We start from the raw sequence: 25,954 nt of genomic DNA on the forward strand, positions 1-25,954 counted from the left end.
TGCCTCCCGGTTCGGGGATTTCGTATGCGCTCTTTTCCCGTGTCCGATCCCGGCACGCCCGATCGCCGCTCGCCGGCGCGTTACCTGCTGTGGATCGCGCGCGTGCAGGCCGCCACGATGGCCGGCGGGGCCGCGTGGGGCGTCGTGTGGATGGGCACCCAGGCGCTCATGCCGGCCACCATCGGCCGCGCCATCGACACGGGCGTGACGGCGAAGAACACCGACGCGCTGCTGCTGTGGTCGGGCGTGCTGCTCGGGCTCGGCGCGGTGCAGGCGGTGGCCGGGATCATGCGCCACCGGTTCGCGGTCACCAACTGGTTGGGCGCGGCGTTCCGCACCGTGCAGGTGACGACCCGCCACGCCACGCGGCTCGGGGCGACCCTGCCCAAACGCGTGGCGACCGGTGAGGTCGTCAGCGTCGGCATCGCCGACGTCTCCCACATCGGCAACTCCATGGACATCACGGCGCGCGGCGCCGGTGCGATCGTCTCGATCGTCCTGGTCGGCGTGATCCTGCTGGTCACCTCGCTGCCGTTGGGGCTGGTCGTGCTGATCGGCGTGCCGCTGATGGCCGCCGTCGTCGCGCCGATCCTGCGGCCGCTGCACCGCAGCCAGCGACACCAGCGCGACCTGCAGGGCGAGCTGGCCACCCGGTCGAGCGACATCGTCTCCGGCCTGCGCGTGCTGCGCGGCATCGGCGGCGAGCAGGTGTTCGCCGGACGCTACCGCGAGGAGTCGCAGGCGGTTCGCGCCGCCGGAGTGCGGGTCGCGCGCAGCGACTCCCTCCTGGAGGGCGCCCAGGTGCTGCTGCCCGGGCTGCTGGTCGCGCTGGTCACCTGGATCGGCGCCCGGTTCGCGTTGGCCGGCCAGATCACCATCGGCCAGCTCGTGTCCTTCTACGGCTACTCGGTGTTCCTGGTCGAGCCGATGCGGACCCTGACCGAGGCGGCCGACAAGATCACCAAGGCGCACGTCGCGGCACGCCGGGTGGTCCGGATCCTGAACACCGAACCGGAGCTGCCGGACGAGGGCACCCGCACCGAGGCGGCCGGCGCGATGGTCGATCGGCCCTCCGGGCTCACCGTACGGCCGGGGCGGCTCACCGCGATCGCCGCGACCTCGCCGGAAGACGCGCAGGCCATCGCCGACCGGCTCGGCCGGTTCACCGACGACGAGGTGACCTGGGGCGGCATGCCCGTACGCGAGCTGACGCTGCCCGCGATGCGCGAGGCCGTGCTGGTCGCCGACCCCGGCGCCCGGCTGTTCTCCGGGCCGCTGCGGGAGGAGATCGGCGGCCGCTCCGAGCGGGAGCTGCGCGACGCCCTGTACACGGCCTGCGCGACCGACATCGTCGAGGAGCTGCCGTCGGGCCTCGACGATGAGATCGCCGAGGGCGGACGGGAGTTCTCCGGCGGGCAGCAGCAACGCCTCCGGCTCGCCCGCGCGCTCGCCGCCGACCCGGAGGTGCTGATCCTGGTCGAGCCGACCTCGGCGGTGGACGCGCACACCGAGGCGCGCATCGCGGGCCGGCTCGCGGAGCACCGCGCCGGCCGTACCACGGTCGTGTGCACCACCAGCCCGCTCGTCCTCGACCGGGCCGACGAGGTGGCGTTCGTGGACGCGGGCCGGGTCACCGCGACGGGTCCACACCGCGAACTGCTCGCCACCGTCCCGCGCTACGCCGCCACCGTCACGAGAGAAGAGGAGCCATGACCGAGCGAAGCGAGGAAGTCGAAGGCACGGTCCGGTGGTCACTTCCTCCGACGAAGGAGGTCTCATGACCGAGCGAAGCGAGGGAGTCGAAGGCACGGTCCGGTGGTCACTTCCTCCGACGAAGGAGGTCTCATGACCGAGCGAAGCGAGGGAGTCGAAGGCACGGTCCGGTGGTCACGCCCTCCGACGAAGGAGGATTCATGACCGAGGACGCGGTCGCCGACGGGCCACCGAGGATCCCGGCGCACGACCGGATCCTGCCCGTCGCGACACCGGCGCAGGTACGCGCGTACGCCCGGCGGCTGACCGTCGCCTACCCGGGACAGCTCGCGCTCGCGCTGAGCCTGCACGGGCTCGCCGCCGTCTCCGGCCTGGTCGCACCCCGGCTGCTCGGCGAGCTGGTCGAGGACGTGCGCCACGGCACCTCCCACTGGACGGTCGACCGGATCGCGCTCACCATCGCGGTGTTCATCGTCGCCCAGGGCGTGCTGATGAGGTACGCCGTGTACGTCTCGGCGCGGCTGGGCGAGAAGGTCCTCGCCCGGCTGCGCGAGGAGTTCGTCGACCGGGTCCTCGAACTCCCGCTGTCGACCGTCGAGCGGGCCGGCACCGGCGACCTGATCACCCGGACGTCCCGCGACGTCGACGTGCTGTCGCGCAGCGTGCGGCACGCGGTCCCGGAGACGCTGATCGCCCTCGTGACCGGCGCGTTCGCGGTCGGCGCGCTCCTGCTCGTCGGGCCGCTGACCGCGCTGCCGTGCCTGGTCGGCGTGCCGCTGCTGTGGGGCGGCACGAAGTGGTACCTCGCGCGGGCGCGGGCGGGTTACCTCTGGGAGAACGCCGCGTGGGGTTCGGTGACCGCCGGGCTGACCGAGACGGTGGAGGGCGCGCGCACGGTCGAGGCGCTGTGCCTGGAGGACCGCCGGGTCGCGCGGACGAACACCGACATCGCCGGCGCGTGGGCGGCCGAACGCTACACGCTGGGCCTGCGCACGGTGTGGTTCCCGATGGTCGAGGTCGGCTACGTCCTGCCGGTGGTGGCGACGCTGCTGGTCGGCGGCCTGCTCTACATCTGGGGGCTCGCCTCGCTCGCGCAGGTGACCGCGGCGACGCTGTACGTCCAGCAGCTCATCGACCCGCTCGACCGGCTGCTGTCGTGGATCGACGAGCTCCAGGTGGGCGGGGCGTCGCTGGCCCGGCTGCTGGGCGTCTCCGAGGCGCGCGCCGACCGCACGCCCACCACGGCGCGCCCGGCCGGTGAGCGCATCGTGCTGGACGACGTCCGCTACGCCTACCGCGCGGGCCATGACGTGCTGCACGGCGTGGACCTGCGGTTGCGGCCGGGGGAGCGGCTCGCGATGGTCGGCCCCAGCGGCGCGGGCAAGTCCACGCTGGGCCGGCTGATCGCCGGCATCCTGCGGCCGCGTACCGGCTCGCTCAAGGTCGGCGGGGTGCCGCTGGCGGACCTGCCGCTGGAGGACCTGCGCGGGCACGTCGCGCTCGTCACCCAGGAGCATCACGTGTTCAAGGGGACGGTGCGCGACAACCTGCTGATGGCCCGGCCGGAGGCGACGGAGGAGGAGGCGGCCACGGCCCTGGCCGCGGTCGAGGCCGACTGGGTCGCCGAGCTGCCGGACGGCCTGGACACCCAGGTGGGCACGGGCGGCCTGGCGTTGTCACCCGCGCAGGCCCAGCAGCTCGCGCTCGCCCGGCTCGTCCTCGCCGACCCGCACACGCTGGTGCTGGACGAGGCGACGTCGCTGCTCGACCCACGGGCGGCGCGCCACCTCGAACGCACGCTGTCGGCGGTGCTGGCGGGCCGTACGGTCGTGGCGATCGCACACCGGCTGCACACCGCCCACGACGCCGACCGGGTGGCCGTCGTCGAGGACGGCCGGATCACCGAACTGGGCCGCCACGAGGAACTGATCGCGGCACGCGGCTCGTACGCCGCGCTGTGGGACTCCTGGCACGGCGGCCCGGTGGAGCGGGACGCGGTCCCCCGCGAGGCGTGAGGCCCGCGGGCCGGTCACGGGGATCAGCGGCGGCCGACCTCGATCCAGACGTCGGCGGTCGCGATACCTCGGGCGGCGTGGAGGTCCCAGCAGCCGGGCCGGTCGAACCGGTAGCCGGCGCCCCACTCGTCGCCGGGGCGCCGGTAACTGCTGCCGCCGTGCGCCTCGGGGCCCCAGTCGAGCCGCCTGGTCCGGCCGTCGGGATCCACCGCCGACAGGCGCAGGTCACCCGTGCCGGTCATCCTCCAGACGATTTTCACGCGGTCGCCCGAACGGATCAGTGGGGACCGGAACGGCACCATGATGAGGCCCCACAACCCGACGCCGTGGCCGGTGCCCCGGACCTCGGGGCCGCCCGGCCCGGCGCTCTGCGGCGGCGCCGCGCTGCCGATCGGAGAGGGCGGAGCGCACCCGGCCCGCCCGTCCGGGCCGAGGGCCTCGGGGGAGGCCGGGGACGGTGCGGCGCGACCGGCCGGCGGCGTGCCGCCCGGTGCGGGTGCGGAGTCGCCCGCACACCCGGCCAGGCACAGCCACAGGACGGCGGGCGACGCCGCGGCGAGCCATCGGCGAGGACGTCTCATCGGGCATGCGATCGCGGCCATGACGGCATCCTCGCCGCGGAAGCCCGCCGAGGAAAGTGGACGGTGGCTCGCGCCGTGGCGCGTCAGATGCCGAGGAGCGGCCGAAGCAGCGTGCCGACCTCACCGAGGATGAGGGCCGCGCACGCGTGGTATCCCTCGCTCGGCCCGCCGTAGGGGTCCGGCACGTCGTCCACGCCGGCCCAGGGTAGCCGCGTGCGCCGCGGGCCGGCGGCGGCCACCAGCGCGCGGGCCCGGCCGGCCGCTCCGCCCTCGGCGGGCGGCGCCTGGCCGCCGACCAGCCGGGCGAACTCCCGCAGGGTGAAGGTCCGGTCGCGCGCCTCGGGACTGCCGGCGAGGATCGCCTCACGGTGCCGTTCCTCCATGGTGAGCACGAGGTCGGCGGCACCGACGATGGCGGGCGTCAGCAGCCGGCCGCGGTGACCGTCGTCCTCGATGCCCAGCGCCCGGAGCGCCGACGCGGACCCGGGCGCGATCGGGCTGCCCTCGTGCCCGTACACCCCGGCGCTCTCGACGACGACACCGGCGGCGCCCGGCCCACCCTCACGCAAAGCACGCCGGATCATCGCCTCGGCCATCGGCGACCGGCAGATGTTCGCCGTGCAGACCACGACGATCCGGAACTCCTCCACCATGCCGGGCATCTTAGAACCATTCGTCGGCCGACCACCCCTGTCCGGGCGCGGGGGCGTCGACGTAGCGCGCCCCGCACCCTGGGCAGCCCCACCGGTGAACCCCGACGACGCATCCCGCGAGGAGGATCTCCCCGGCGTCGAGGGCCCGCCGAACCTCCGCGGATCGCCGCACACGGCCGTACACCAGCCGCGCGACCCGACGCCCGCAACGCGAACACGGCGGCAGCCCACTGTCGTCCGGCACGTCGTCCCACTCCCGCCCGCATCCGCGCGAGACGGCCGGCCCGCCCCGCCCGCTTCCCGGTCTACAGCGCGTTCTTGAGGAACTCCACCTGCAACAGCATGAGGTTCTCCGCGACGACCTCCTGCGGCGTCATGTGGGTGACGCCCGACAGCGGCAGCACGCTGTGCGGCAGGCCCGCGGCGAGCAGGGCCGAGGAGAAGCGCAGCGTGTGCGCCACGACCACGTTGTCGTCGGCCAGGCCGTGGATGACCAGTAGCGGACGCATGGTGCGCGAGCCCTGCTCGCCCGAGACCGCCGAGATCAGGCTTGCCCGCTCGTACGGTTCCGGGTCCTCGTTCGGGTCGCCGAGGTAGCGCTCGGTGTAGTGGGTGTCGTACAGGGTCCAGTCGGTGACCGGGGCGCCCGCCACCGCCGCGTGGAAGACGTCGGGGCGGTGGAGCACCGCGAGCGCGGCGAGGTACCCGCCGAACGACCAGCCGCGGATCCCCACGCGTGACAGGTCGAGCGGGAAGTGCTCGGCGGCCGCGTGCAGGGCCGTGACCTGGTCCTCCAGCACCGGCCCGACCACGTCGCGGTGGATCGCCCGCTCCCACTGCGGCCCGCGGGCGGGGCTGCCGCGGCCGTCGGCGACCACCACGGCGAAGCCCTGGTCGGCGAGCCACTGCGACTCGGCGAAGGCGCGCCGCGTGGCGAGCACCCGCTGGGCGTGCGGGCCGCCGTACGGGTCCATGAGCACCGGCAGCGGCTCGTCGCCGGAGTAGCCGGTGGGCAGCAGCACGGCGGTGCGCAGCTCGCGCTCGCCGGCGCGGATCAGGTTGACGTTCACCTCGATCTCGGGCTTGTCGGCGTGGGAGGCGATGTGGCCGAGCGCCCGGCCGGCCCGCTGGACGGCCGTCTCGACGCCGAACCGGTCGAGCCGGCCTCCGGAGATCACGGTGGTGCCGCCCCTGCGCCGGCCGCCGAACACGCCGCTCCCGCTGCTCAGCCGGGTGAGCCCGCTGCCGTCGTAGACCCACACGTGGATCTCGGTGGGCTCGTCGGAGGCGGTGAACAGCACGGTGTCGCCGTCCACGCTCAGCACGGACCGTACCTGCAGGCCGCCCGGCGTGACCGGATCACCGCCCACGAGCAGCCGGCGGGCCGTGTCGTCCTCGGCGACCCAGACCAGGTCGCCGCTCGCGGTACGGGCGGGCACGCCGGGCACGATGTCGATCCAGACCGGGTCGGTGTCCTCGCGCACGAGCGTGGTCCCGCCGGTGGCCGGGTCGGCGGACAGGATCCGCATGACCTTCTGGTCGCGGGTCTGCACGACGAGCAGGATGCCGTCGGAGTCCCAGCTCGCCTCGGCGAGGTAGGGGTAGGTCTCGCGGTCCCACTCGACCGGCTGCCGGCGGCCGTCGAGGCCCAGCACGACCAGCGAGACGTCCGCGTTGGGCGTGCCCGCGGCGGGATAGGCGACCTCCACCGCCGGCCGGCCGGGGTTGGCCGGGTCGGCGATGTGCCACCGCTGCACGGGGGACTCGTCGACGCGCGCGGCGAGCACGGCCTCACCGTCCGGCGACCACCAGAAGCCGCGCATGCGCTGCATCTCCTCGGCCGCGACGAACTCCGCCAGCCCGTAGGAGACCTGGTCGTCCTCGGGCTCGGCGAGCGCGCGGTCCGCGCCGGAGGACACGTCGATCACCCGCAGGGCGCGCCCGGACACGTACGCGACGCGGCGTCCGGTCGGGTCCGGACGCGGGTCGAAGACCGGGGCCGCGGCGTCGAGCGGCCGCACGTCCTTGTCGAGGTCGGTGACGAAGAGGCGTCCGGACAGGGCGAAGGCGGCCATGGTCAGCTCGGAGTCGGCCGCGTACGAGGTGACGCCGCCGGCCTGCTCGCGGGCGCGCTCCCGGCGGGCACGTTCCTCGGCCGGCAGGTCCTCCTCGCCGGGCAGGTCGAGGGCGCGCGGGTCCACGATGAGACGCTCCTCGCCGATCGCGTCGTCGCCGACGTCGACCGTCCACAGGCACGTGACCGGATCCGTGCCGTGCCGGGAACGCAGAAAGACGACGCGGGCGCCGTCGGACGACACGAGGAAGCCGCGCGGGGCACCAAGAGTGAATCGTCGGGTTCGAGCGCTCTGTCGTGGGAAGCTGATGGTCATGCCTTCGATCCTGCCAGCCGGACACGAGCGTCGCGAAGACGGCCGTGACCCCGGGCGAACGGCTACGGTAGTCACCCGCGAACTTCCCCTACAGGAGCGTTGATGCCGGACGGCCGTCCACTCAAGCCGGGTGACCCGGAGCGGCTCGGCTCGTACACCATCACGGCGCGTCTGGGCGAGGGCGGCCAGGGCGTCGTCTACCTCGGCCGGTCCGCCTCGGGCGAGCAGGTGGCCGTCAAGCTGCTCCGCGCCGACCTCGCCCAGGACGACGTGGCGCGCTCGCGGTTCCTGCGCGAGCTCGAGGCGGTCAAGCGCGTGGCGCGGTTCTGCACCGCGCAGGTGCTCGACGCCGACGTCGACGGCGACCGGCCCTACATCGTCAGCGAGTACGTCCCCGGCCCGTCGCTGTACCAGCTCGTCTCCACCGACTCCCCGCGTTCCGGCGCGGATCTGGAGCGGCTGGCGATCGGCACGGTGACCGCGCTGGTCGCCATCCACCAGGCGGGCATCGTCCACCGCGACTTCAAGCCGCAGAACGTCCTCATCGCCGCCGACGGGCCGCGAGTGATCGACTTCGGCATCGCGCGGGCGCTCGACGCGGCGGCCACCATGACCAACTCCGCCATCGGCACGCCCGCCTACATGGCGCCCGAGCAACTGTCCGGCCAGGAGATCACCCCGGCGGCGGACCTGTTCTCCTGGGCCTCGACGATGGTCTACGCCGCGACCGGGCAGGCGCCGTTCGGCCAGGACACCGTCATGGCGGTGATCCACCGGATCGTCAACGAGCCGCCGGACCTCGGCTCGATGGAGGAGCCGCTGCGCGGCATCGTCGCCGGCTGCCTCGCCAAGGACCCGGCGCAGCGCCCGCAGACCCAGACGCTGCTGATGCGGCTGCTCGGCGAGGAGGGCCTCACCCCCTCGCCGGCCGGTTCCGGAGATCCGGAGACCGCGATCCTGGGGCAGGGCGCGGCGTTCGCCGGCACGGCGGTGGCGGACGCGATCCCGCCGACGAGGCCGGCGCCGGCGTCCACCGCGACCGCGCCGGCCGGCGTACGGAGGCCGCTCTCCCCGCGTGCGGCCGTGGCGGCGCTCGCGGGTCTGCTGATCGCGGTCTGCGTGATCGCCGTGGTCGTCTGGGCGGCCTCCCGCGGCGGCGGTCACCCGTCCGGCGGCGGTGGGGCGACGCCCGCTCCCTCCAGTGCTCCGGCGACCTCCTCGGAGCCCGACGCGCCGACCGGCCCGACGTCGCGTCCGACCCACGGCGGCCCGCCCCCGACCGACAGCGGGCAGCCCGAGCCCTCGACGTCGCGTCCGACCACCTCCGGCGGCCCGACGAAGCCCGGCGGCGGCGACACGACGGAGCCCGGCGACGGCGACACCGGGGAGCCGACCGACGGTGGCGGTGGTAACAACACCTCCGATCCGGGCGCCGGCAACGGCGGAGGCGGCAAGGTGACCCAACCGGCCGCCCAGACGACCTGAGGTGGCGCCGCCGGATACCGTTTCGTCCATGGCCGAACCCCGCATCCTGCTGGTGCACGCACACCCGGACGACGAGTCGATCGAGACCGGCGCCACGATGGCCAAGTACGCCGCCGAGGGCGCCCACGTCTGTCTCGTGACGTGTACGCGCGGCGAGGAGGGCGAGGTGATCCCCGAGGACCTGCGCCACCTGTCCGGCGACGCGCTGGGGGAGTACCGCGTGGGCGAGCTGGCCAGGGCGTGCGCCGCCCTCGGCGTCACCGACCACCGGTTCCTCGGCGGCGCCGGCCGCTGGCGCGACTCCGGGATGATGGGCGACCCGGCCAACGACGACCCGCGCTGCTTCTGGCGCGCCGACCTGGACGAGGCCACCGCCGTGCTGGTCCGCATCGTCCGCGAGGTGCGCCCGCAAGTGATCGTCACCTACGACGCCAACGGCTTCTACGGGCATCCCGACCACATCCAGGCCCACCGGGTGGCCTGGCGGGCCTTCGAACGGTCCGCCGACCCCTCCTACGGCGAGGGCGAGGCGTGGGCGCCGTCGCGGTTCTACGTCACCGCCATCCCGCTCTCGGAGCTGGAGGCCGAGGTGGGCCGCGGCCCGTTCGACCGGGTCGGGTCGGTGAAGGAGTTCGGCTTCGGGGTGCCCGACGACCAGGTCACGACCCGGATCGAGGCCGGTCCGCACCTGCACGCCAAGGTGGCCGCGATGCGCTGGCACGCCACTCAGATCACGGTGGCCCCGCCCTACTACGCGCTCTCCAACAACGTCGGCGTTCCGCTGCTCGACGCCGAGTACTACACCCTCCTCGCCGGCGAACCCGGCATTCCCGGAGAGGACGGGCGTGAGACCGGTCTCGTACACCCGGTAGCCTGACCGGTCGTGGAACAGACGACGGGTCACTACCCCCCACCCGAGCACACGTCGGAGCCGGCCTTCCTGACCGGGCTGACCTACGGGGTGCTCTTCGTGCTGGGCGTCGTCCTGGGACTGATCGGTTCCTTCCAGTTCTCCTGGGAGGTCGGGAGCGTACCGGTCGCCGCGATCGCGCTGACGCTGGTGAACCTCGCCGTCTTCCGCGCCGCCGGCTGGGCGATGGAGAGCCGGCTCGGCGCCGTCGTGCCGGCGGTGCCGTGGCTGGTCATCCTGGTCGTGCTGTCCAGCCGCCGGCCCGAGGGCGACCTCGTCGTCACCGGTACGGCCGCCGGGTACGTCTACATGCTCGGGGGAGCGGTCGCCGCCCTGATCGCGATCGTCTGGACCCGCTCGGCCCGCCCGTGGATGCTCACCGGAGCCCCGCGCCCGCCCGACCCGCGATAGCGACCGATCGGTAACATCCGATGGAGGCCCGCCGAGGGCCGCTCCGAAACCGTTCGAGGGGACGCGCGTCCATGCCGAGGTCCGCGGGAGTCGATCCCGAGGAGTATCGCCGCGTGGCCGGGCGTTTCGCCACCGGCATCACGGTGGTGACCACCGTCACGGACGGCGTCGCCCACGCGATGACGGTGAACGCCTTCACGTCCGTGTCACTCGATCCGGTCCTCGTGCTGTTCTGCCCGGAGAAGGCGGCCCGCTTCCACGACGCGGTCATCGCCGCCGGCGTCTGGGCGGTCTCGGTGCTCGGCGAGGAGGCCGAGGAAGCCTCGCGGTGGTTCGCCACGCGAGGGCGCGAGCTCAGCGGGCAGCTCGACGGCTGGACGTCCCACCGGGGCCGGCACACCGGCGCCCCGATCCTCCGGGGCGCCATCGCCGCGATCGAGTGCCGTACCCACGCGGTGCACGACGGCGGCGACCACAGCATCGTGGTCGGCGAGGTGCTGGGCGTCGGCCGGCCGGATCCCGATGGCAGCCCCCTGCTGTACTACGACGGGGGCTACCACCGGGTGCGTCCGCGCTGATCAGGCGGCGGCCTCGACCGGCTCGGCGGGCTGCGGCTGACCGGCGCGAACGTGGCGCCGGAGCACAAGGCACGAGACCGCGGAGACCACCACGACCACGATGGGCAGCGCCATGGTGGGCTTCATCGCCGTGACGAAGCCATGGTCGAACACCGCCTTGGCCACCTTGCCGATCTGCGCGGCGACCTCCTTGGACACCCCCTGCGGCACGCTCTGCGACGCGCCGGTCTGCCCGGCCCCGACCTCGATGCCGCTCGACGCGGCGTGCTTGAACCCCTCGACGAACGGGCCGCGAGCCTGCGCCGGCAGCCCGCCGGCCCGTACGGCCGCCTCGTGCTGGAGCGAGCTCGCCAGCTGGTTCTGCAGGACGGCGCCCATCGCCGCGCTGCCGACCACCGAGCCGATCTGGCGGATCGTGTTGTAGACGCCGGAGGCGGCCCCGGCCATGCGCGGCTCGATGCCCCGCATCGCCTCGGTGGCCATCGGCGCGAACACGCAGCCGACGCCGATGCCGGACACGACGAGGCAGGGCAGGAACGCGGGCCAGCTCGTGGTCGGTTCGGCGAGCAGCACGATCCACGCCATGCCGATGGCGTACAGGGCCAGCCCGAACATGAGGATCCACTTGCCGCCGAACCGGTCCGAGAGCCGGCCCGCCACCGGCGCGATGAACATGGAGATCACCGACATCGGGGCCATGACCACGCCGGACTTCAGGGCGCTGTAGCCGAGCACCGACTGCAGGTAGATCGTCAGCGGCAGGAACATGCCGACCATGCCGACCGAGACGGCGGCGGCGACGAAGTTGAGGATCGTGTAGTTGCGGTCGCGGAACAGCCGGAACGGCACGAGAGGCTCGTTGTCCTGCTGGGTCCGCTGCTGCAACAGGAAGATCACCAGCAGCACGATCGACGCCGCGCCGAGGGCCCAGATCCAGCCGTTCCAGTGGTAGCGCTGGCCCTCCGTCAGCGCGAACGCCAGGCAGAACAGCGCGACCGTGGCGATGAGGACGCCGCCGAGGTCCATGCGGTGCCGGCGCTCCTGCCGGACCGAGGGCATCAGCACGAACGCCGCGATCAGCACGATGACGCCGATGGGCAGGTTGACGAAGAAGATCCACCGCCAGTCGAACGTGGTCACCAGGAAGCCGCCGAGGGTCGGCCCGGCGATCGTGGCCACGCCTGCGACCGCGCCCCAGATGCCGAGCGCGGCGCCGCGCCGCTCCGGCGGGAAGGTCGCGATGATGATCGCCATCGTCTGCGGCATCAGCATGGCCGCGCCCAGGCCCTGGAGGCAGCGGGCGGCGATCAGCTCGGCGGGGTTCTGGGAGATCCCGCAGAGCAGGCTCGCGACCGTGAAGACCGCGACGCCGAAGATGAACATGTTGCGCTGCCCCCGCACGTCACCGAGCCGCCCGGCGGTGATCAGCAGCACGGCGAGGATGAGCACGTAGGCGTTGACCACCCACAGGATCTCGTCCAGCGACGCGTTCAGTTGGTCGATCATGCTGGGCATCGCGATGTTGACGATGGTCAGGTCCAGCAAGGTCATGAAGAAGCCGAGGCTGAGCGTGAGCAGGATCGCCCACGGGTTGCCGTGCCACTTTCTCATTCGTTCTCCCCGTTTTCGCCGTTCGGCGGCCGCCAGTCGAGCCGGCGGGATTTGATGTCCTCACTCAGCGCGCGCACGAAGTCCAGCTCCGCGCGGAGGCGGGAGTTCAGGTACTCCACCTCGATGACCGATACGCGGCTGTGCCCCTGGTTGATCAGGCTGTCCACGACGGAGTCGTGGGCGGCCAGCTTCGCCTCCAGGTCGACGGTGCGCCGGTCGAGCAGCGTCGCGGCCTCCGCGGGGGGCAGCATCGAGACGAAGGCCAGGGCCATGCCGAAGCACGGGTACTCCTGGGCCGGGCGCATGACGAACTCGCGCAGCCGCGCCCGCGCCTCGTCGCGGCCGGCCTCCGTGATCGCGTAGACCGTGCGCTCGGGGCGCCGGCCCTCCCGGCTGGTCTCCACCGGCTCGATCAGTCCGTGCTCGGCGAGCCGGGCGACCGTGTGGTAGAGCGATCCGTGGGCGACCTTGACGACGTGGTCGATGGCGTGCTCGCGAATGCGCTGCTGCATCTCGTACGGGTGCATCTGCTCGTCGGCGAGCAGGCGGAGCACCGCGAGGCCGAGAGGCGTGAGTGGTCGGGACATGGTGTTTTCTAGTCGACTCTCAATAATCCACGTGGACTATATGCCTCCGGGCATTCCCCCGCAATCGACTTATAAGACGAAGTATCCACGCATGACGAAGGCCTGGACCGGCCGTGGTCCAGGCCTTGCGGACGAGCCTCAGATCTCGGCGAGCACCGCCGTGAGCTGGTCGAGCGCCCAGTCGAGATCACCCTTGTCCACCACGAGCGGCGGCGCGAGCCGGAGCGTCGTCTCGTGGGTCTCCTTGGCGAGCACGCCGCGCTCCATGAGCCGTTCGCTGACCGGGCGGGCCTTGCCGTTGAGCTCGACGCCGGCCCACAGCCCGCGTCCCCGTACCTCGCGGACCTGTTCGGCCGGCAGCGCCCCGAGCCGCTCGTGCATATGGGCGCCGAGCGTGCGGGACCGCTCCTGGAACTCCCCGCTCCTGAGCATCGCGATGACCTCGCGGGCGATCGCGCAGGCGAGCGGGTTGCCGCCGAACGTCGAGCCGTGCTGGCCGGGCTTGAACACCCCGAGGACCTCCCGGTCGGCCACCACCGCCGAGATCGGCACGATGCCGCCGCCGAGCGCCTTGCCCAGGATGTAGACGTCCGGGACGACGTTCTCGTGCTCGACCGCGAACGTCGTGCCGGTACGACCCAGGCCCGACTGGATCTCGTCGGCGAGCATGAGCGCGCCGGCCTCGGTGCAGATCTCGCGCACCGCGGTGAGGAACCCGCTCGGCGGCACGTTGACGCCCGCCTCGCCCTGGATCGGCTCGATCAGCACCCCGACCGTGTTCTCGTCCACGGCCGCGCGCAGGGCGGCCACGTCGCCGTACGGCACGGTGCGGAAGCCCGGAGTGAAGGGACCGTAGGAGTTACGCGCGTCCGGGTCGGTGGAGAAGCTGACGATCGTGGTCGTCCGGCCGTGGAAGTTGCCCTCGAAGGTGACGATGTTCGCCTCATCGGCCGGCACCCCCTTGACCTCGTACCCCCACTTGCGGGCGGTCTTGAGCGCGGTCTCGACGGCCTCGGCGCCGCTGTTCATGGGCAGGACCATGTCCTTGCCCGCGAGTTCGGCCAGCTCGGTGACGAACGGCCCGAACTGCTCGTGGTCGAACGCCCGGCTGACCAGGGTGACCCGGTCGAGCTGGCGCCGGGCCGCCGCAACCAGACGCGGGTGGCGGTGCCCGAAGTTGACCGCGGAGTAGGCGGCGAGCAGGTCGAGGTACCGCCGGCCCTCGACATCGGTGACCCAGGCGCCCTCGGCCTCGGCGATGACGACCGGCAACGGATGGTAGTTGTGGGCACTGTGCAGTTCCGACAGCGCACGGAGATCGTTCGTGTTCAACGGCGGCTCCTTCGTCGCCTCGCGGGATCTCCGCGAGTGTCTGTTTCTCCAGGTTAGAGGCTGTTCAGGGGCGGAGTTCAAGCGTGCAGCACTTGGGGCCGCCGCCCGCCTTGCGAAGCTCGGTCATCTCCACCGGGATCACGTCGTAGTCACGTTGCGTAAGTTCGGCCCGGAGGTGTACGGCGTCGTGGGGAACGACCACGTGACGCCCGTCGCTGACCGCGTTGAGGCCGAAGGCGAGCGCGTCCTCCTCGGTCGCCTCGATCAGCTCGGGGAACAGCGTCCTGATCTTGAGCAGGCCGTCATCGTCGAAGGCGCCCGGGTAGTACGCCGCGGTGAACGAGTCGATCACGCACAGCGCCGTGTCGAGGTGGTAGAAGCGCGGATCGACCAGCGCGACGCTGACCACGGGGAGCCCGAACGCGTCGTGAAGTTCGTTGTGCGCCCGCGGATCGGTACGGAAACCGTGCCCGGCCACGATCGCGCGGTAGGCGTAGACGTAGTCGCCCTCGCCCTCGTTGACGTGCACCGCGGGGGTGTAGCGCGGGTAGCCGTGGCTCTCGAACCACCGCCGGTGCGCCTCGGCCTCCCCGCCGCGCTCGGGGTGGCGGAACCGCGCGCCCATCACCATGCCGCCCACCACGGTGGCGCCGTTCGCGGCGAAGACCATGTCGGGCAGGTGCTCGACGGGTTCGAGCAGGTGGACGGTGTGGCCGAGCGAGACGTACGTCGCGCGCAGCCGTTCCCATTCGGCCATGGCGCGGTCGCGGTCGATCGGCGTCGACGGGTCCATCCACGGGTTGATGGCGTACTCGACGGCGAAGTGGGCCGGCGGGCACATGAGGTAGGTCCGGGCCGGACGGCCGGAGAGCGCCGGAGGCCGTCCCGTCGTCTCCGGCGCGATGCCCGCTGGGTCACGGGCGAAGACCTGCATCGTCATTGGTTCTCCTGGCAATGCTGGATGCCCTTGGTGTGGATGAGGCATCACGTGAAGCGTAAAGTCGCGCTGGACCGCTCACCAATAACAAAAATCGACGCGAGAGAGGCAGATCATTGCGTCTTGACGACCTAGATCGGCGAATCGTTGCGTGTCTCCTGGAGGACGCTCGCTTGTCATTCGCCCAGATCGGCGCCCAGGTCGGCCTGTCCGCCCCGGCGGTCAAGCGGCGTGTGGACCGGATGCGCCATGACGGTGTGATCACGGGCTACGCGGCGGTCGTGGACCCGGCGGCGCTGGGCTGGACGACGGAGGCGTTCGTGGAGCTGTTCTGCGCGGGCCGTACGTCACCGGCGGAGATCTACGCGAGCATCCGGCGGCATCCGGAGGTCGTCGCGGCGTACACGGTGACGGGCGAGGCCAACGCCCTGGTCCACCTGCGGGCGCACGACATCCAGGGGCTGGAGCAGGCCCTCGAACGGCTGCGCAACGAACCGAACATCGTGCAGACGAAGACGGCGATCGTCCTCTCCCGCCTGCTGGGGCGGCCGACGGGCGGCCCGGACGCGTAGGGCCGGTCCGCCGCCTTAGAAGATCGTGACCTTCGGCAGCGTTCCCCGGGCCTGAGCGCCGGCCGTGTCCGGGGCGACCTGCCGGTCCTCGCCGTTCAGGCTCGAGTCGATCCCGGTGATCCGCGGTGGCCCCATCGGGGAGAACGAGTAGTCGCCCGGGCGCAGGCGGCCGTCCTTCGGCACGGTGAAGCCGAACGTCACCGTGAGGTGCCCGACGAGCGCGCAGCGGTTCGCGTCGTAGTGCTCGTCGTGAGGGAGGTCCTTGCCGATCTTGACGTGCACGTCGACGCTCCGTCCGGTCGGCAGCCGCCCGTCCGCGGAGGCCGGATAGAAGGAGACGTAGTCGTTGTCCTCGCGCTGGTTCCCCGGGATCACGAGATAGCTGAAGCTGCGGACGTGAGCGCGTCGCGCCCGCGCGATCAGCCGGTCGTAGCAGCGCGGTGCCGTCGCCCGCTTGTCCGGCGGGCCGGGGCTCACGGTGGTGGTCCGCTCGGTCACGTGGACCGGCAGGCCCGGCCGGACGCGCGCCGGTGAGACCGTGAAGCCGTAGTCGAGGACGGGGCTGTCGGCCGCCGTGGCGTCCCCGTAGGGCATGAACGCGGCAGGCCGGGTCAGGGACATGTGGACCGAGCCGGACGCCGTGCCGCCGACCTGGGGCGTGGGCCAGACCAGGTAGATCGTGGTCGCGGCGACCGCCGTCGCCACCACCCCGCCGCCGACCTTGATGCCGGTGGCCTTCCCGAACAGCCCCTTCGCCCCGGCCTTCCCGGCGAGCTCGGCGGCCCCGTGCGCGAGGCCGCTGAAGCCCGACGTCATGCCGAGCAGGGCGGCCGGGAAGGCGGCGGCGAGGACGGCCGCGGCCGCGCCGAGCGCGATCCATCCGCGACGCTCCCAGTCCGGGCCGTACGCGTCCGTGGCGAGCCGCTCGAGCAGGTCGACGAACTGCCGCGCGCCCGGTGGACGGTGCGCCGGGTTCTTGGCCATGCCGTGGGCGACGAGCGGACGCAGGGGCTCGGGCACCGCCTGCGCCGGGATCGGCGCGGCCTCGTGCATGTGCCGGAGCGTGGTGGTGTCTCCTGGGGCGTACGGCGGGGTGCCGGTGACGCATTCGAAGAAGACGCAGGTGGCGGCGTAGACATCCGCCGCGGGAGTGGCCGGGGCGCGGTTCCACTGCTCGGGGGCCATGTACGAGGGGGTCCCCGCGAACGTGCGCTCTCCCGCCAGGACGGCGATGCCGAAGTCGATGAGTTTGCTGTTCCCGTCGGCCGTCACCAGGACGTTCGCGGGCTTGTAGTCGCGGTGGACCACGTTGACGGCGTGCGCGGCCGCCAGCCCCAGCAGCGAACCCTTGAGCACGGCGAGGGCGGCTTCGGGAGTGAGTGGACCGGGGTTGCGGCTCAGCACGTCCCGGAGGGCGACGCCGTCGACCGCCTCCAGAACGATCGCCGCGCCCCGCGGCGTCTCGACGTACTCGCGTAGCCCGGCCACGTGCGGGTCCGCCACCCGGGCGAGCATGTTGACCTCGTCACGGAACATCGCCCGGTGCCGCGTATCGTGCAGCAGTTCGGGCGCCAGGTACTTGATCGCCACCAGCTCGCCCGTGGCGACACGACGGGCCAGGACGACCCGCCCCTGGGCGCCGGCGCCCAGCTCACGCAGTTCTTCGAAGCCGTCAGCCTGCCAGCGGCTCATCCGGGCCGGGACTCGGTCTGCACCTCACCGACCGCCAGGGTGTCGTCGGTCCTCATCGAGGTGGTGCGGTCCGGGAAGTAGCCGCGCTCGGCGTCGCAGTCGCCCTCGCAGGTCCAGTAGATTTTCCAGGTCACGGTGACGGAGATGGCGTACTTCCCGTTCGGCTGGTCGGCGGAGGAGCGCTGGTAGGTGTACCCGCACGCGGTGCCGGTGCGGCTGCCCGCGGTCATGCAGGTGGTGCTGCTCTCGCCCATGTTCCAGGTGATGTCCTGCGGGTCCGCGACCGCCGTCACCGTCGTCCCGAAAAGGGTGGCCGACGCCTCCTCGTGGGCGAAGTCATCGGGATCGACCCACAGGCCGGTCTTGAGCCGGACGTAAGTCTTGCCCGCCGGTGACGTGTGGACATGCGGCGCGGGCAGGAAGAGCCGGGCGCGCGCGTCGTAGGCCACGTCGATCGTGGGAACCCGCTGAACGGCCGCCGGCGCGTTGCCCGCGCCGAGCGCGTTGCAGTTCACCGCTCCCGGGCAGGGGAGCGGCGCGGCCTTGCCGCCGTTTCCGCCACCGTTGCCGCCGCCACGCCTGGCGGGCCGGCCGGAGTAGTGGTTCGTCTTGCCCACGTGTACGCACAAGTCGCCGCACGTGGAGGCGCCTGCCGGCGTGGGTGTCATGCCGAACGTGACCGTCGCGCCGGCGACGAGGATCGCGATGGCCGAGAATCGCCTGATCAGCATTTTCCGCCCTCCGTCGCTTCGGAGATCTTCCACACGTCGTCGGAGTAACGCATGACCGCCTGATACTGGACCGTGCCGCCGCGCCACGAGGTCAGGCGCCTGCCGGTCTTCGCCGAGTACTTGTACGAACCGAGAGTGCGTACGCAGTCGAGGATCACCACGGTCGACAGATCGCTCGAACTGCCCTGGACCCGTGGATTCAGAATGTTGTGGAAACGCCAGATCAGCCCCTGGGACCGGACGGTGCCGATGTCCTGGGTGACATTGGACAGCAGCGGGTCCATGGCGACCGCGGAGAGCCCACCGGCGTCATTGGTCTCATACGCCCGTTCGTAGGCGAGTTGGTAGGCGCGGTACGCGGCCAGCGCGGACTGGGGCGTCTTGGGCATCGGGCCGCCCGCGCCCGGTGTGGTGGTGCCCGCGGAGGAGCCGGCGGAGCCGGAGGCGCCGGCCGTGGGTGCGGCGGACGAGCCGTCGGCCGCGTTCTGGCCGCTCGGATGGAATCCGCCACCGTCCGTACGGCCACCGCAGGCCGCCAGCAGGCCCATCAGGACGAGGGGGCCGACGCACTTACGGAATCGCATGGTCAAATTCCTGCGGGCATCGGGGCAAAATTACCTGTTGAGCTTACTGAGACCGTAGGGGTAAGAAAAGACCTTTGGCGGATCCGGGTAAACGGTCTTGACCTATTCCGGGGTTAGAGTCGTCCGACGAGTGCGACCAGGTCAAGCCCGAGGATCATGTCGAGCTTGATCACTGTTTCGAACTTCGCGCCCGGAGGCACGGAATCGTCCTCCGCCAGCCGGGAAAGCATCGGAAAGATCGCCGGAGTGTCGAGATCGTCGTCCAGAGCCGCGACCGCCTCGCGGACCCACTCCCGATTCAGCGGCCGCCCGGGGGACTCCGCCCACCCGGCGACCTCGCGCCGCCACGAGACGAGCGAACCGTCCGCCTCCTCCAGGTCCTGCCTGCTCAGATCCACGTCGGACCGGTAGTGCCGCTGCAGGAGCGCCAGCCGTAGGGCCAGCGGGTCCAGGCCGTCCGCCGAGGCGAGCGAGCAGTGCCCGACGGCCGCTCCCACGTGCACGTCGGCGTCGCCGGTGGTCAGCTCGGCGGGGCGTACGCCCAGGTCCGCGGCGCCGGGGACGTCGTCCCAGACGCCGATCGCACGGAGCCGGTGATGGTCGGCGAGGCGGCGGATCAGGTCACCGACCAGCAGCGCGCGCAGGCCGCCGGCGCACGCGACCCGTACGACGCCGGGACGCGCCGTCGTGATCTCCTCGACGTTCCCCGTCTCTTCGTCGTACAGGCGCAGCACACCACGACCCTAGTTCAACGCACGGCGGCGAAGCGGAGCCGTACGTAGTCGGCCATCCAGCCCGACTCGCGGCGAAGTGCCGGCGCGGCGAGTTCGTTCACGCGGTCCAGCACCGGCCCGGCGACCTCGGGAGGCAGCTCCGCGATCAGCTCGGGGGCGTAGAGCCGGACCCAGTCGGCGGCGCCGTCCGGGCATTCGGCGAGGCGCGTCGGGCGGTCGAAGTACTCCATGAGCCGTACGGTGAAGCCGGCGTCCTCCAGACGGGCGGCGTACTGGCCGGGAGTGGGGAAGTACCAGGGCAACTCGGGCTCGGCGAGGCCGAAGACGCGCCAGGCGGTCTGGACGGCGGTGATCAGCGCCGCGCAGTTGCCCGCGCCGCCCATCTCCGCGACGAACCGCCCACCGGGCCGCAGCGCCGCCCTGACCCGCGAGATCACCGCGGAGGGGTCGCGCGTCATCCAGTGCAGGGCGGAGTTGGACACGACGGCGTCGTACTGCTCGCCGGTGGTGAAGTCGTGCGCGTCGCCGACCGCGAACGACAGGTTCGGGTGCTCCGAGCGCGCCGTGTTGACCATCTCGACCGACCCGTCGATGCCCAGGACGTCCGCGCCGCGCGCGGCGATCTCGACGGTCATCGCGCCGGTGCCGCAGCCGAGATCGATGACCCGCTCGTCGGGCTTGGGGTCGAGCAGGTCGATCAGCGGCGCGCCGTGGGCGGACACGTAGCCGAACGCTGTGTCGTACGTCGCCACCGCCCATCGCATGGGCGAAACATATCGGACATAGAGGTCAGGTGCCCTAACGTCTCGCATCGTGGATCGTCGAGGGTGACTCGGGTCATGTGAGCCGGAGGTACGGCGCCGCGCGCCGGCGGCCGGTCGTTCATCGCCATCCGGGCATCGCGGGATCGAAGTTATCCACAACCCGCGCACCCGTCTTCCGGCCCGGTCACGGCAACGCCAGGCTGTCTCCCAGACCGACTCCACCGGGAGGCCCCAGTGATCGACCTCGACATCCCCGAGACGGTCGCGACGCCGTTCGTCGTGGCCACCGACCAGCCGCCGCACGACCCCGTGGCGGTCGCACGCGCCCGGGTGCGCCATCCGTTGGCCGCCGACCTGCTCGGCACGTCACTGGTGCGGATCTCCACGCTGCCGGCCGGCGGCTCCGGTTATGCCGAGCTCATGGGCGGCGCCGCGTGGGCGAGACCGGCCGACCGCCCGTTGCTGCACAAGTACACGCACCACGTGGTGGTCATGGGCCACATCCCGCCGGTCTCCCAGCCCGGCCACGGTCAGGCGACTCGCGCCATCGCGCGGGCCGTGGCCGACGCGTGCGAGGGCGTCATCTACGACGCCTGGTCCCATCAGGTGCTGCCGCACGACTTCCGCTACGGCGTGGAGCACCCGGACTTCTGCCTCGCCGACGACTGGCTGGCGACGTTCATCACCGGAGGTGAGCGCCACGACGGCCCCGGCGCCCGCATCGCTTCCGCCGGCGGCCTGGACCTGGCGACCGCCGGCCTGCACCGCTTCGCCCTGCCGGAGCTGGAGGCGCGGGCGGTCCCGCTGAGCAACGTCTTCGCCGCGGTGACGCTGCTGCGATGCCTGTCCGTCGTGCTCCTGAGCGAGCACTGGGACTGGCTGGCCTGCAACCCGGGCGCCCGCACCCGCCGCCTGGCGCGCAGAGCCCACGTCGAGAGCCGTGACGTCTGGCGCTACTGGGCCGCCGCCCCCAGGCCGACCGCCGACGGCCGGGTCCAGGTCCAGCTCGACCGGAGCGGCGACGTCGGCCCGATGGCGCTCCCATATCTCTCGGTGGGCCCACCGGACGACTTCGCCTCTCCGGCCTCCGCGTGGTGGAACGACGTGGTCGACCTGGCCATGCCCTACGTCCCGCAGGCTCCCCGCCGGACCGCCGCCTGACCACCGGCCGTGTGCCTCGGCCTCGATTGAGAAGACGAAGGAGACCAACAGTGTCCCAGCTCGTGCTTTCCGTTCCGGAGACGGTGACGTCGCATTACGTGATCGCGACGAGCCGGCCGCTCGACGACCCGAGCACGGTCGTGCCGTGGCGGGTGCCCGAGCCGTTCCGCGCCGCTGCCGCCGAGGCGCTGAGATCACCCCGGCTCGGCGTCTTCACCCTCGGCGCGGACGAGGCGACGTGGCGCCTCGATGACCTCCTGGCCTCGGACGACGACCGCCGGAGGGTCCGCGAGTCGACGCATCAGGTCCTGGTCGTCCACCGGGCCCCGACCGTCGACCAGCCGCACGGCGAGCAGACCGCACGCGCGGTGGCCCGGGCGATCGCCGACGCCACCGACGGCGTCCTCATCGATCCCCAGGCCCGCCAGGTCGTGCTCCGCGACGGCCTCGCCCGGACGGAGCGCGGCTGGTTCCGGATGGGCGACCAGTGGTTCGGCACCCGGTACGGCGTCGACGACACGGCGGCCCGCTCCGCGCACCGGGACGACTTCGGCGGCACGGAGTCCTGCGCCTGCCTGCGGATCACCCTGCTCGGCCTGCGCCGGTTCGGTCTCCCCGACCTGGTGATCGACAACGTCGCCTGCGCACACGATCTGCCGGCGCTCAGCCTGCTGCGCTCCCTGGCATGCCGGCTGCTGATCGACCAGTGGCGGTGGGCCCGCCTGCACCCTGGCAAGCCCACCCGCCCGCTCGACGACCATCCGAAGATCGACCCGGAGGACTTCTGGACCTTCTGGGGCGCCACACCGTTCGTCGACGGCCACCCGATCACCGCCCGCCTGGTCCCCGTCTCCCGCGACACCCTCAAGGTCACACCCCCGAAGGACTATCCGGGCACCCGCGCGACCTGGAGCCGCGAAGTCCTCGCCCCGGCCATGCCTCCCTTGGTGGGCTGCCCCGCCGACGAGGACGCCCCCTGGCCCCACCCCGCACAGAGCAAGGCATGACCCCACCGGCCCCACCAACACCGCCCGACCCGCAACTGAGGTGCCTTGCGACAGCTCACACCCCGACCAGCCACGCCGAACGACCACAGCGAGCCCCCCGCCGCTCCGCCCCGCCGGTCGGCCACGCTGGCCGGCCATGCCGGTCGGTCACGCCGGTCGGCCATGCCGGTCGGCCATGCCGGTCGGCCATGCCGGTCGGTCACGCCGGTGGCCACACCGTGCAGCCATGCGGGGTGGTCGCGCCGGGCGGTCATGCGGGGGTGGTCGCGCCGGGGGCGCGCCGGGCATGCCGGTCCGCTATGGCGGGTGGTCGCGTCGGGTGGTCGTGCGGCGTGGTTAATGCCGGTCGGTCGTGCCGGTCGGTCGCGCCGGGCGGTCATGCGGGAGTGGTCGCGCCGGTCGGCTACGGCGGGTGGTGTGCCGGGCGGTCATGCCGGGGTGGTCACGCCGGTCGGCTACGGCGGGTGGTCGCGCCGGGGGCGCGCCGGGCATGCCGGTCCGCTATGGCGGGTGGTCGCGTCGGGTGGTCGTGCCGCGCGGTTAATGCCGGGCGGTCGCGTCGGTCGGTCATGCCGGGTGGTCGCGCCGGGCGGTCGCGTCCGGGGGGCGCGTCGGTCGGTCATGCCGGGCTGTCGCGCCGGGGGTGATGCCGGGTGGTCGCGCTGGGCGGCCATGGCGGGCGGTCGTGTCGGGTGGTCGCGCTGGGCGGCCACGGTGGGCGGCCACGGCGGGTGACCACGAGGGGCGGCCGCGACGGCGCGGCGGTGGCGGCGGCGTGGCCACCGCCGGACCGGCATGCCGAGGTTCTCGCCGCGGCGCGTCCCCGTCGGCGAGCAGCCCGGCGCATCGGCGCATCGGCGCGGAGGCCGCCGCCGCGCACGGCAGGCAGTGGCGTTGTCGACGTGCATCAAGGCGACTCGCGCTGCCACACCAAGCCCGAGTCCGCGGACGGGATCGACCACCTTCTCTCCGCGGTCGCCGACCTCGCCGTCATCGAGGCAGTGGTCCGCCCGTCCTCGCGGGTGTGCCTGGTGAGCAGGCCTTAACGGGAATCGACGTTTGCAAGGCGACTGGCGGTGACTCACCGAGGACGAGTCCGCGGAGGGGGCCGACCACCTTCTCTCCACGGTCGCGGACCTCGATGTCATCGAGGCGGCGGTCTGCCGGCCGTTGTGGAGGCGTCCGGTGCCAGGGAGGGCTCGGCATCAGTGCCCAGTGGCGGTCGTCTGCTGGTCGTTGTGCGTGCGTCCGGTAGGCCTCGCGTGAGCGGGCTCCGCACCCGCGTGCCCATCGGTGGTTTTCCGGGATCGCCGGATGTGGCTGATCGGTCAGGGCATGCCTCAAAGCTCCGCTGTGCGGTGCCCAGGCGACGGCTCGCCGCGTTGTCGTCGGGCGCCGGCCAACACGAGGCCGACGCCCTCCTCCGCCTTGCGGCGCGATGCCTGGGGACAGGAGCTTGCCGGCCTCGAAAGCACGGCGGGCGTTCTTCACGCCGCTCGCTACGGGCGGGGCCTTGAGACAGGTCCTGAGGGGCGCGGGAAGGGCGGCGCGGTGGTCCTTCGGGTTCGCCGGGACACGTGGCGGGCGGACTTCGGGCGGTAACGGCCTTTCGTGACGGCCGGTGTCGAAGGCCGGGTGTCCGCCCCTGTCGCGCTTGGGGATCGGCTTCTAGAATCCGGTTCACTATCGTCGCCGGTGCGGGCCGGTGCGGGCCGGTGCGGGCCGGTGCGCGGTGGGCGCGATCATGCTCACGAGCAGGGAGAAGCAGTGTCGTACACCGAGATCGAGTACTCCGTCGCCGACCGGGTCGCCACGATCACCCTCGACCGGCCGGACCGCCTCAACGCGTTCACCTACGTCATGCGGGGTGAGCTGATCGACGCGTTCGACCGGGCCGACGCCGATGACGACGTTCGGGCCGTCGTGGTCACCGGGCGTGGGCGGGCGTTCTGCGCCGGGGCCGACCTCGAACGCGGCGCGGGTACGTTCGACCACGAGGCGGCCAAGAGCGTTCCCGGTGAGCGGGAGGTTTTCGCGGACGGTGTCCTGCGGGACGGGGGCGGCACGGTCGCGCTGCGGATCGCGCGGTCGCTCAAACCGGTCATCGCGGCGATCAACGGGCCGGCCGTCGGTGTCGGCGTCACGATGACCCTGCCGATGGACGTCCGGCTCGCCGCGGACGGCGCCCGGTTCGGCTTCGTCTTCGCCCGGCGGGGCATCGTCACCGAGGCGGCGTCGAGCTGGTTCCTGCCCCGGCTCGTCGGCATCGCCCAGGCCATGGAGTGGTCGGTGACCGGCCGGGTCTTCGACGCCGACGAGGCGCTGCGCGGCCGTCTCGTCTCCCGGTTGTACCCCGCCGAAGGCCTGCTCGACGCCGCGTACGAACTGGCCGGAGAGATCGCCGCCAACACGTCGGCCGTCGCGGTCGCCGCCGTGCGCCGTCTGATGTGGTCCGGGCTCAGCGCCTCCTCGCCCTGGGACGCCCACCGCGCCGACTCCCTGCTGATGCGCGCGTTCGGCGCGGCACCGGACGCCGCCGAAGGGGTCACGGCGTTCCTGGAGAAGCGTCCGGCCGAGTTTCCCATGAAGATCAGCCGGGACCTCCCCGCGGACGTCCCCGTGTGGCCGGGGCCGGACCCCACCGGTTCGATCCAGGGGCTGTGAGACAGCCGCTAGGGATCCTCCAGCCGCGCCTGGTATCCACGGGCGAGGGCACGAGGGGAGGCGAAGATGGCGGGTGTTCAGCTGGTGGGGTTCCGTGACGGCCTGCGGCGCGGAGGAGGAGGCGGGACGACCTTTCCCGCCACCAGATCCGCCTCGGCCACCGTCACGACGGAGCCGTCCCGGCGGCGCACCTGGAGCTCGCCCTGGGACCACGCCTGCAGGTCCCCGAGCACGTCGCTGTACGCTCCGTTAGGAAGCCGTCGACGGAGCGACACACGTCTTCCGACGTCCGATGGGGACACGGAAACGACGTACCGGGCTGAGAAACGCGGTCCGATGTGGTGCCCCCCATGTCGAAACGGTTGACTGATAACGGCAATACTAGGCAAGGAACCGCTGCGAGCCGTGGCGACGGCCACAGACGTTGAGGAGTAGGACGTGACCTACGTCATCGCGCAGCCTTGCGTGGACGTGCTCGACAAGGCATGCATCGAAGAGTGCCCCGTCGACTGCATCTACGAGGGCAAGCGCATGCTCTACATTCACCCGGACGAGTGCGTCGACTGCGGCGCATGTGAGCCGGTCTGCCCGGTCGAGGCGATCTTCTACGAAGACGACACGCCCGACCAGTGGAAGGACTTCTACAAGGCCAACGTGGAGTTCTTCGACGATCTCGGTTCGCCGGGCGGTGCTTCCAAGGTCGGAAAGATCGACAAGGATCACCCGATCGTCGCGGTGCTGCCGCCGCAGGGCGACGAAGGCTGAGAGACCGCCCGGTACGACGTGCCGGGCGGCCTCTGAGTTCGGATGAGAATGTTCGCGCGCCGTCCGTCCCCCGCGGA

25 protein-coding genes are annotated in these 25,954 nt (G+C 72.3%); 12 read left to right on the top strand and 13 right to left on the bottom strand.

Features of this window, described 5'->3' with window-relative positions; all coding sequences use genetic code 11:
• The first annotated feature begins 24 nt into the window (after positions 1-24).
• Both ACQEV1_RS12880 and ACQEV1_RS12885 read left to right on the top strand, forming a co-directional pair.
• On the top strand, positions 25-1,713 hold the full coding sequence (locus ACQEV1_RS12880; protein WP_433393936.1) for an ABC transporter ATP-binding protein: 1,689 nt from the start codon (positions 25-27) through the stop codon (positions 1,711-1,713).
• 200 nt (positions 1,714-1,913) lie between these two features.
• On the top strand, positions 1,914-3,728 hold the full coding sequence (locus ACQEV1_RS12885) for an ABC transporter ATP-binding protein (protein ID WP_433393938.1): 1,815 nt from the start codon (positions 1,914-1,916) through the stop codon (positions 3,726-3,728).
• 23 nt (positions 3,729-3,751) lie between these two features.
• Here the strand turns inward: ACQEV1_RS12885 and ACQEV1_RS12890 are convergent, their stop codons facing one another.
• From ACQEV1_RS12890 to ACQEV1_RS12900, 3 genes are all read right to left on the bottom strand, one after another.
• Positions 3,752-4,330: a hypothetical protein gene (locus ACQEV1_RS12890; RefSeq protein ID WP_433393940.1), complete on the bottom strand. Its 579-nt coding sequence runs from the start codon at positions 4,328-4,330 to the stop codon at positions 3,752-3,754.
• A 62-nt stretch (positions 4,331-4,392) separates the two neighbouring features.
• A complete protein-coding gene (locus ACQEV1_RS12895) occupies positions 4,393-4,962 on the bottom strand; it encodes a hypothetical protein (RefSeq protein ID WP_285618510.1) in 570 nt (189 codons plus the stop codon).
• Positions 4,963-5,267: 305 nt separating this feature from the next.
• Positions 5,268-7,352, bottom strand: a complete 2,085-nt coding sequence (locus tag ACQEV1_RS12900; RefSeq protein WP_433393942.1) for a prolyl oligopeptidase family serine peptidase — start codon at positions 7,350-7,352, stop codon at positions 5,268-5,270.
• 102 nt (positions 7,353-7,454) lie between these two features.
• Here ACQEV1_RS12900 and ACQEV1_RS12905 point away from each other — a divergent pair, with 102 nt between their 5' ends.
• From ACQEV1_RS12905 to ACQEV1_RS12920, 4 genes are all read left to right on the top strand, one after another.
• Positions 7,455-8,837, top strand: a complete 1,383-nt coding sequence (locus tag ACQEV1_RS12905; RefSeq protein ID WP_433393944.1) for a serine/threonine-protein kinase — start codon at positions 7,455-7,457, stop codon at positions 8,835-8,837.
• Between the two features lie 28 nt (positions 8,838-8,865).
• Complete coding sequence (gene mshB / locus ACQEV1_RS12910; RefSeq protein WP_433393946.1) at positions 8,866-9,714, top strand: N-acetyl-1-D-myo-inositol-2-amino-2-deoxy-alpha-D-glucopyranoside deacetylase; 849 nt, start codon at positions 8,866-8,868, stop codon at positions 9,712-9,714.
• A 6-nt stretch (positions 9,715-9,720) separates the two neighbouring features.
• Entirely contained in the window at positions 9,721-10,158 is a 438-nt protein-coding gene (locus ACQEV1_RS12915; protein ID WP_433393948.1) for a DUF6113 family protein, read from the top strand.
• A gap of 113 nt (positions 10,159-10,271) precedes the next feature.
• On the top strand, positions 10,272-10,736 hold the full coding sequence (locus ACQEV1_RS12920; protein ID WP_433393950.1) for a flavin reductase family protein: 465 nt from the start codon (positions 10,272-10,274) through the stop codon (positions 10,734-10,736).
• On the opposite strand, the gene ACQEV1_RS12925 is transcribed toward ACQEV1_RS12920, so the two are convergent.
• The 4 genes from ACQEV1_RS12925 to ddaH form a co-directional block, all read right to left on the bottom strand.
• Positions 10,737-12,347: a DHA2 family efflux MFS transporter permease subunit gene (locus ACQEV1_RS12925; RefSeq protein ID WP_433393952.1), complete on the bottom strand. Its 1,611-nt coding sequence runs from the start codon at positions 12,345-12,347 to the stop codon at positions 10,737-10,739. It lies immediately after the preceding gene.
• Positions 12,344-12,934: a PadR family transcriptional regulator gene (locus ACQEV1_RS12930; RefSeq protein ID WP_433393954.1), complete on the bottom strand. Its 591-nt coding sequence runs from the start codon at positions 12,932-12,934 to the stop codon at positions 12,344-12,346. Before ACQEV1_RS12930 ends, ACQEV1_RS12925 begins: the two co-directional genes overlap by 4 nt.
• Positions 12,935-13,072: 138 nt before the next feature.
• Positions 13,073-14,266 carry an ornithine--oxo-acid transaminase gene (gene rocD / locus ACQEV1_RS12935; RefSeq protein WP_285570747.1) on the bottom strand — a complete coding sequence of 398 codons (1,194 nt, stop codon included), beginning with the start codon at positions 14,264-14,266 and terminating at the stop codon, positions 13,073-13,075.
• 64 nt (positions 14,267-14,330) lie between these two features.
• Positions 14,331-15,206 (bottom strand): dimethylargininase, encoded by an 876-nt coding sequence (ddaH, locus tag ACQEV1_RS12940; protein ID WP_285618502.1) that lies wholly within the window; start codon positions 15,204-15,206, stop codon positions 14,331-14,333.
• A 113-nt stretch (positions 15,207-15,319) separates the two neighbouring features.
• Here ddaH and ACQEV1_RS12945 point away from each other — a divergent pair, with 113 nt between their 5' ends.
• Entirely contained in the window at positions 15,320-15,775 is a 456-nt protein-coding gene (locus ACQEV1_RS12945; RefSeq protein ID WP_285570742.1) for an Lrp/AsnC family transcriptional regulator, read from the top strand.
• Between the two features lie 15 nt (positions 15,776-15,790).
• Here ACQEV1_RS12945 and ACQEV1_RS12950 read toward each other — a convergent pair whose 3' ends face one another.
• The 5 genes from ACQEV1_RS12950 to ACQEV1_RS12970 form a co-directional block, all read right to left on the bottom strand.
• Positions 15,791-17,467 carry a serine/threonine-protein kinase gene (locus ACQEV1_RS12950; protein ID WP_433393957.1) on the bottom strand — a complete coding sequence of 559 codons (1,677 nt, stop codon included), beginning with the start codon at positions 17,465-17,467 and terminating at the stop codon, positions 15,791-15,793.
• Positions 17,464-18,198, bottom strand: coding sequence for a hypothetical protein (locus ACQEV1_RS12955; protein WP_433393959.1), 735 nt, complete (start codon positions 18,196-18,198; stop codon positions 17,464-17,466). The genes ACQEV1_RS12950 and ACQEV1_RS12955 overlap by 4 nt, the downstream gene beginning before the upstream one ends.
• Positions 18,192-18,782: a hypothetical protein gene (locus ACQEV1_RS12960; RefSeq protein WP_433393961.1), complete on the bottom strand. Its 591-nt coding sequence runs from the start codon at positions 18,780-18,782 to the stop codon at positions 18,192-18,194. Before ACQEV1_RS12960 ends, ACQEV1_RS12955 begins: the two co-directional genes overlap by 7 nt.
• A 113-nt stretch (positions 18,783-18,895) precedes the next feature.
• A complete protein-coding gene (locus ACQEV1_RS12965; protein ID WP_433393963.1) occupies positions 18,896-19,516 on the bottom strand; it encodes a hypothetical protein in 621 nt (206 codons plus the stop codon).
• A gap of 14 nt (positions 19,517-19,530) precedes the next feature.
• Positions 19,531-20,280 carry a class I SAM-dependent methyltransferase gene (locus tag ACQEV1_RS12970; protein WP_285570730.1) on the bottom strand — a complete coding sequence of 250 codons (750 nt, stop codon included), beginning with the start codon at positions 20,278-20,280 and terminating at the stop codon, positions 19,531-19,533.
• A 234-nt stretch (positions 20,281-20,514) separates the two neighbouring features.
• Here ACQEV1_RS12970 and ACQEV1_RS12975 point away from each other — a divergent pair, with 234 nt between their 5' ends.
• From ACQEV1_RS12975 to ACQEV1_RS12990, 4 genes are all read left to right on the top strand, one after another.
• Positions 20,515-21,441 (top strand): hypothetical protein, encoded by a 927-nt coding sequence (locus tag ACQEV1_RS12975; protein WP_433393965.1) that lies wholly within the window; start codon positions 20,515-20,517, stop codon positions 21,439-21,441.
• A gap of 50 nt (positions 21,442-21,491) precedes the next feature.
• Positions 21,492-22,448, top strand: coding sequence for a hypothetical protein (locus ACQEV1_RS12980; RefSeq protein ID WP_433393967.1), 957 nt, complete (start codon positions 21,492-21,494; stop codon positions 22,446-22,448).
• Between the two features lie 902 nt (positions 22,449-23,350).
• Entirely contained in the window at positions 23,351-23,494 is a 144-nt protein-coding gene (locus ACQEV1_RS12985; protein ID WP_433393969.1) for a hypothetical protein, read from the top strand.
• 721 nt (positions 23,495-24,215) lie between these two features.
• Complete coding sequence (locus tag ACQEV1_RS12990; RefSeq protein WP_433393971.1) at positions 24,216-25,112, top strand: enoyl-CoA hydratase-related protein; 897 nt, start codon at positions 24,216-24,218, stop codon at positions 25,110-25,112.
• Positions 25,113-25,189: 77 nt separating this feature from the next.
• On the opposite strand, the gene ACQEV1_RS12995 is transcribed toward ACQEV1_RS12990, so the two are convergent.
• Positions 25,190-25,531, bottom strand: coding sequence for a hypothetical protein (locus ACQEV1_RS12995; protein WP_433393973.1), 342 nt, complete (start codon positions 25,529-25,531; stop codon positions 25,190-25,192).
• Positions 25,532-25,550: 19 nt separating this feature from the next.
• Between ACQEV1_RS12995 and fdxA the strand changes: the two genes are divergently transcribed.
• Positions 25,551-25,877 carry a ferredoxin gene (fdxA, locus tag ACQEV1_RS13000; protein ID WP_285618487.1) on the top strand — a complete coding sequence of 109 codons (327 nt, stop codon included), beginning with the start codon at positions 25,551-25,553 and terminating at the stop codon, positions 25,875-25,877.
• Positions 25,878-25,954: the final 77 nt, after the last annotated feature.

The organism is Actinoallomurus sp. CA-142502, assembly GCF_050936355.1.
In the GTDB taxonomy this organism is placed as follows: domain Bacteria; phylum Actinomycetota; class Actinomycetes; order Streptosporangiales; family Streptosporangiaceae; genus Actinoallomurus; species Actinoallomurus iriomotensis.

Coding starts and splice junctions, on each gene's coding strand:
- ACQEV1_RS12930 (WP_433393954.1), bottom strand. CDS start 12,934: ATGTCCCGACCACTCACGCCTCTCGGCCTCGCGGTGCTCCGCCTGCTC.
- ACQEV1_RS12895 (WP_285618510.1), bottom strand. CDS start 4,962: ATGGTGGAGGAGTTCCGGATCGTCGTGGTCTGCACGGCGAACATCTGC.
- ACQEV1_RS12900 (WP_433393942.1), bottom strand. CDS start 7,352: ATGACCATCAGCTTCCCACGACAGAGCGCTCGAACCCGACGATTCACT.
- ACQEV1_RS12960 (WP_433393961.1), bottom strand. CDS start 18,782: ATGCGATTCCGTAAGTGCGTCGGCCCCCTCGTCCTGATGGGCCTGCTG.
- ACQEV1_RS12970 (WP_285570730.1), bottom strand. CDS start 20,280: ATGCGATGGGCGGTGGCGACGTACGACACAGCGTTCGGCTACGTGTCC.
- mshB (WP_433393946.1), top strand. CDS start 8,866: ATGGCCGAACCCCGCATCCTGCTGGTGCACGCACACCCGGACGACGAG.
- ACQEV1_RS12950 (WP_433393957.1), bottom strand. CDS start 17,467: ATGAGCCGCTGGCAGGCTGACGGCTTCGAAGAACTGCGTGAGCTGGGC.
- ACQEV1_RS12890 (WP_433393940.1), bottom strand. CDS start 4,330: ATGGCCGCGATCGCATGCCCGATGAGACGTCCTCGCCGATGGCTCGCC.
- ACQEV1_RS12880 (WP_433393936.1), top strand. CDS start 25: ATGCGCTCTTTTCCCGTGTCCGATCCCGGCACGCCCGATCGCCGCTCG.
- ACQEV1_RS12925 (WP_433393952.1), bottom strand. CDS start 12,347: ATGAGAAAGTGGCACGGCAACCCGTGGGCGATCCTGCTCACGCTCAGC.
- ACQEV1_RS12905 (WP_433393944.1), top strand. CDS start 7,455: ATGCCGGACGGCCGTCCACTCAAGCCGGGTGACCCGGAGCGGCTCGGC.
- ACQEV1_RS12955 (WP_433393959.1), bottom strand. CDS start 18,198: ATGCTGATCAGGCGATTCTCGGCCATCGCGATCCTCGTCGCCGGCGCG.
- ddaH (WP_285618502.1), bottom strand. CDS start 15,206: ATGACGATGCAGGTCTTCGCCCGTGACCCAGCGGGCATCGCGCCGGAG.
- ACQEV1_RS12885 (WP_433393938.1), top strand. CDS start 1,914: ATGACCGAGGACGCGGTCGCCGACGGGCCACCGAGGATCCCGGCGCAC.